Annotated in this window: 5 protein-coding genes; 4 read left to right on the forward strand and 1 reads right to left on the reverse strand. The window is 72.1% G+C overall.

The window, feature by feature from the left end:
- A partial coding sequence (locus ACXAID_RS27370) for a helicase-associated domain-containing protein (RefSeq protein ID WP_475025312.1) occupies nucleotides 1–1,915 on the reverse strand: 1,915 nt, incomplete at its 3' end.
- A gap of 196 nt (nucleotides 1,916–2,111) precedes the next feature.
- Here ACXAID_RS27370 and ACXAID_RS27375 point away from each other — a divergent pair.
- From ACXAID_RS27375 to ACXAID_RS27390, 4 genes are read left to right on the forward strand one after another with little or no spacing between them, the layout of a single operon-like run.
- Nucleotides 2,112–2,297 carry a hypothetical protein gene (locus tag ACXAID_RS27375; RefSeq protein WP_475025313.1) on the forward strand — a complete coding sequence of 62 codons (186 nt, stop codon included), beginning with the start codon at nucleotides 2,112–2,114 and terminating at the stop codon, nucleotides 2,295–2,297.
- Between the two features lie 47 nt (nucleotides 2,298–2,344).
- Nucleotides 2,345–2,782 carry a cyclic pyranopterin monophosphate synthase MoaC gene (gene moaC, locus ACXAID_RS27380; protein ID WP_475025316.1) on the forward strand — a complete coding sequence of 146 codons (438 nt, stop codon included), beginning with the start codon at nucleotides 2,345–2,347 and terminating at the stop codon, nucleotides 2,780–2,782.
- A 7-nt stretch (nucleotides 2,783–2,789) separates the two neighbouring features.
- Nucleotides 2,790–3,269 (forward strand): MogA/MoaB family molybdenum cofactor biosynthesis protein, encoded by a 480-nt coding sequence (locus tag ACXAID_RS27385; protein WP_475025314.1) that lies wholly within the window; start codon nucleotides 2,790–2,792, stop codon nucleotides 3,267–3,269.
- Nucleotides 3,266–3,691: a molybdenum cofactor biosynthesis protein MoaE gene (locus tag ACXAID_RS27390; RefSeq protein ID WP_475025315.1), complete on the forward strand. Its 426-nt coding sequence runs from the start codon at nucleotides 3,266–3,268 to the stop codon at nucleotides 3,689–3,691. The genes ACXAID_RS27385 and ACXAID_RS27390 overlap by 4 nt, the downstream gene beginning before the upstream one ends.
- Nucleotides 3,692–3,787 lie beyond the last annotated feature (96 nt).

Below are 3,787 nucleotides of genomic sequence, written 5' to 3' on the forward strand. Positions count from 1 at the left end.
TGGGTTCGGAGATGTGTAGAAGAGACGGGGTGGAGTCCTCGGCGGCCGGCGCGAACCCGGCGCTGCGCAGCGCCGCGAGCACCTCGGCGATCGACGCCTGCGACACCGCCACCGTCGGTGCGAGCAGCCGCAGCTCCACCGCCTCGGTCGCCGGCGCGGCGACGGCCTGCGCCAGCAGGGCGGCATCCTCACAGCGCACGAACGACGACGCCATGCCCACCCGCAGCTGTCCGTGCCGTCGCGCCACGTCGTCGATCAGGTAGGTCAGCGCCTGCGGGACCGGGGTGCGGGAATGCTTGGCGAACAGCGCATGCAACTCACCAGCGGTCTTGCCGGTGTCCAGCGCACGCCGCACCGAGGCCTCCTCGACCCGGTACACCATCGCCGCGCCGGCCGATTCGACCGTCGCCACCGCGGCCAGCCGCTCGGCCAGCCCGCGTTCCAGCGGGCCGGGCACCACCACCGTGAGGTCGGCCTGAACCAGGAAGTGATCGATGGGGGCCGGCAGCACCTTGTCCATCGCGGCGACGACCGCATCATCGGAGTCGCCGGCCAGCATCCGCCGCATCGGGGTCGACAGCGCGCCGCGCCCCACCGCACCCAGCGCATGCGCCTCGGTGAGCAGGTCGGCGATCGGTTCGGGCTGCAACCGGGCAGCCCACCGCGGCCGGTGCCACACCAGCGCCCGCGAAGCACTGTCGACGTCGACCCCCGCACCGGGCGGCAGGGCGTCGAGGATCTGCAGGAACAACCGGCGGTCCAGTGGGGCTGCGGTGGAGAACAACGCGTCCGACAGCGCCGCGTAGGGCTTGCCGTCCTGCCCGCGCCGGCCGATCAGCGCCGGCCGGCCGGACAGATCCAGCCACGCCGACAGCAGCAGTTGCCACTTGACCGCCGTCGGAGACTCCAGGAACCGGTCGGCGGCCACGGTGGGAGCCCAGTACGGGCCGGCGGCCTCGGGGGGCTCGGGGTCGGGCATTCCCGGGGCGATCAGCCCCGCGCCCGCGGTCACCTCCAGCAGCAACCCGAGCCGGCGCTCGTCGATGCCGGTGATCTTGGCGAGCCGCTTCACATCCCGGACGCCCAGCCCGCCGCTGCGCAGCTCGGGCACCGGCGCCGCGCTGAGAGTCTCCAGCACGATCTCGGCTTCCCGCAGCACATCGATGGCCGCACCGGCGGCCACCGCGTCGACGTCGGCCATCGAGGTCGACGTCACCGTCGGATCCGGTCTGGTGGCGCTGACCGGGCCCGGGACCTCGCCACGCAGGACCTGGCCGACCAGCCGGGGCAGGATCACGGTCTCGGCGTCGAGCCGGCGCAGCAGCCCGGCCGACAACAACCGCTGCACCGGACGGTCGGGCGGGGTGTCCGGTGCGGCGTCGCGGGTGCGTCCCACCGGAGAGCCCTCCACCAACCTGTCCAGCAGGTCCCGGGAGCCGGTGTCGAGCTCCTCGACGGCTCCGGCGATATCGGCCTCGGGCTGGGCTCCCTCCGCGGTGGCCTGACCCGGGTACCACGGCAGACCCGACGCCACCTCGGCGACCACCCGCAGCGAGCCGTCCCCCGAACGGTCACCCCACACCAGCGCCCGCTGCATCAAGTGGTCCACCGCGTCGGTCACGTCGGGGCCGTCCGCGCGCTCGCCGAGCGCACCGGTCAGCGCGGCGAGCGTGACCGCCGTGCTGTCCGCGTGCAGCGTGAGCAGGGCGTCGAGCACCGAGAGATGGAGGAAATCGAGATCGTCGGTGGCCGCCTTGACCGACTGGCGGGCCGCAGCGCGCGCCGCCAGCGCAGCGATGCTGCCCGGCGGCGGCTGGGTCAGGTCGGGCCGCAGCCGCAGCAGCTGCATCAGCCGCGCGTCGTCCAGCTCGGCCAGCCAGGCGCCCAGCGGCACGCCCGGGGTGTTCGCGCTCATCGGTGCTATCTGCTCTTCGTCCAAGGCCTCATCGTGGCGGGTTGCTCTTCGTCCAAGGGCCTCATCGTGGCCGTCTGCTCTTCGTCCAAGGGCCTCATCGTGGCCGTCTGCTCTTCGTCCAAGGGCCTCATCGGTGACCAGCGTAAAGCAGGCTCCCGCCCTCGCCAGCCGGTGATTGGCCTGCCACAATGGCTGCGTGGCTGATGACAAGAAGATTCGATACGTCGACCCGGGTTGGCCGAAGACCGACGGTGACGAGCACGCGGTCAGCGAACTCGCCGCCGACCGGACCGGCGCGCTGTCGCCGTTCGGCGACGTGACGTTCCCACTGCCGGCTGAAGAGCTGCCGTTCATCCAGTCGGTCACCGTCGTCAACAAGTAGCAGTGGCGGACGGCCTCTCACACCTCGACGAGACCGGTGCGGCGCACATGGTCGACGTCACCGCCAAGGACGCCACCAAACGCGTCGCGGTGGCCACCGGGGTGGTGCGGACACGTCCCGACGTCGTCGCCATGATCAGCGCCAACGGGTTGCCCAAAGGTGACGCGCTGGCCACCGCCCGCGTCGCCGGCATCCTGGCCGCCAAGCGCACCAGCGAGCTTGTGCCGCTGTGTCATCCGCTGGCCGTCACCGGCGTCGACGTCGACTTCGGCGTCGGCGCGTCCGAGGACCCCGGTGCCGTCGCCATCACCGCGACGGTGAAGACCACCGACCGGACGGGCGTCGAGATGGAGGCCCTCACAGCGGTCAGCGTGGCCGCGTTGACGATCTACGACATGATCAAGGCCGTCGACCGCGGCGCCGAGATCAGCGACATCCGCGTGGTGCGCAAAGAGGGCGGCAAGACCGGCACATGGGAGAGGTGAGCGGCGCGTGACCCGCTCGGCACTGGTGCTGATCGCCTCGACCCGGGCGTCATCCGGGGTGTACGAGGACAGGTGCGGTCCGGTGATCGTCGAGTGGCTCACCGCCCGCGGGATCAGCACCGCGGCCCCCGTCGTGGTCGCCGACGGTGACCCCGTCGATGCCGCCCTTCGCTCCGCGCTGGACGACGCTCACGACGTGATCATCACCTCAGGAGGGACCGGCATCTCGCCCACCGACTCCACACCCCAGATCACCGCGGCGCTGCTCGACTACCAGGTGCCGGGTCTGGCCGATGCGATCCGCCGGGCCGGGCTTCCGCAGGTGCCCACCTCGGTGCTCTCCCGGGGCGTGTGCGGGGTCGCCGGGCGCACGTTGATCGTCAACCTGCCCGGATCGCTCGGCGGCGTCAGGGACGGACTGGGCGTACTCGCCGACGTCCTCGACCACGCGCTGGATCAACTCCGAGGAAAGGACCACTCCCGGTGAGTGTTGTGCTGCGCGCCGCGCTGACCGAAGACCCCATCGATTCGGCCGAACACGAGGCACTGGTCGGACACGCCTCAGCCGGCGCGGTGGTGGCGTTCGCCGGTGTGGTGCGTGACCACGACGGAGGCCGGACGGTGACGCGGCTGGAGTACTCTGCGCACCCGTCTGCCGGGCAGACACTGGCCGAGGTCGTCGCCGAGGTGGCCGGTGACGCGCCCGGCGTGCGTGCCGTCGCGGTGAGCCATCGGGTCGGCGTCCTGCACATCGGCGAAGCCGCCCTGGTGGCCGCTGTCGCAGCCGATCACCGCGGCGCGGCGTTCGAGACCTGCGCGCGCCTGGTCGACCGCGTCAAGGAACTGCTCCCGGTGTGGAAGCACCAGTTCTTCGCCGACGGCACCGACGAATGGGTCAACTCGGCCTGAAACCGGCCCTCACGACGGCGTAGGCGCCACGCCCGCTCAGGCGGGCGGCAGCACCGGAGCCGGGGCCGGAGCCGGAGCGGGCGCAGGCGCCGGGGC

It is taken from the genome of Mycobacterium sp. ABE4_509 (assembly GCF_056160785.1).